Annotated in this window: 1 protein-coding gene; it reads left to right on the top strand. The window is 65.0% G+C overall.

The window, feature by feature from the left end; genetic code table 11:
* Nucleotides 1-196: 196 nt before the first annotated feature.
* On the top strand, nucleotides 197-1,312 hold a 1,116-nt coding region (locus VTU_RS28200; RefSeq protein WP_010106889.1), incomplete at its 3' end, for an Ig-like domain-containing protein.

Here is a 1,312-nt window from a genome sequence, read left to right as displayed (position 1 = left end):
GCGCAGGGCACGGCGATTGGCCACGCCCAAGGGGGTGGACGAGACCACCGTCTGCGCCATGTTCTGCATGGGCGTCGAACGCTAGCGCGCAGGGCACGCCAAGGCATCCAAGAAAAATTTCGTAATAGAGCACTCGATTGTGTTTAAATGTGCGCCACTTTTGTTACGTTCTCGTTGCTGCTGAAAAAGGAATTCGATGACAAACACCACAAACCTCACTGCCGCGATCACGATCAGCAGCAACAAACTGGGCATTGGCAAAACGGCCACCGCCACCATCCGCTTCTCCGAAGCCATCGATGCCAGCAGTTTCACCACCGCCGACCTGACCGTGGGCGGTGGCGTGCGACTGTCCAACCTGCGCAGCACCGACGGCGGCAGCACCTGGGAGGTCACGCTGACAGCCCCGGGGAATCCGGATCCCGCCAATCCCGCCATCACCAACCCCGGCACAGTGCGCAGTTCGACGGGCAATCAGATCCGTGTCAACCTCGCCGGCGTGACCAACCTCGCCGGCAAGGCGGGCGTGGGCGAGGCCGTCTCCACGGTCACCTACGACATCGACGCCCGGCGCCCCTCGGCCACCATCACGCTGGCCGACAGCGCGCTCACCGCGGGGGAAACCACCACCGTCACCTTCCGCTTCAACGAGCCCGTCACCGGCTTTGATGCCAGCGACGTCAACCTCTCGAATGCCAACGGCACGCTGGGCCCGCTCACGGCCGCGGCAGACGGCAGAACCTGGACGGCCACCTTCACGCCCACGGCCAACGTCAACGACACGACGAATACCATCAGCGTGAACCTGCGCGGCGTATCGGACCTCGCGGGCAACATCGGAACGCGCACCACCACCAGCGCCAACTACACCGTGGACACGCGCGACACCACCGGCCCCACGGCCACCATCACGCTGGCCGACAGCGCGCTCACCGCGGGCGAGACCACCCCCGTCACCTTCACTTTCAGCGAACCCGTCAGCGGCTTTGATGCCAGCGACGTCGACCTCTCGAATGCCAACGGCACCTTGGGCCCGCTCACGTCCAACGCCAACCGCACGGTCTGGACGGCCACCTTCACGCCCACGGCCAACGCCAACGACACGACGAATACCATCCGCGTGAACCTGTCGGGTGTGTCGGGCCTCGCGGGCAACGCCGGAACACGCACCATCACCAGCGCCAACTACACCGTGGATACGCGCGACACCACCGCCCCCACGGCCACCATCACGCTGGCCGACAGCCTGCTCACCGCAGGGGAAACCACAACAGTCACCTTCCGCTTCAGCGAGCCCGTCACCGGCTTTGAT

The sequence above is a fragment of the Verminephrobacter aporrectodeae subsp. tuberculatae At4 genome (assembly GCF_000193225.1).
GTDB lineage: Bacteria > Pseudomonadota > Gammaproteobacteria > Burkholderiales > Burkholderiaceae_C > Acidovorax > Acidovorax aporrectodeae.
The sequence above is the reverse complement of the archived record's forward strand: the minus strand, read 5'-3'. Positions and strand labels throughout refer to the sequence as shown.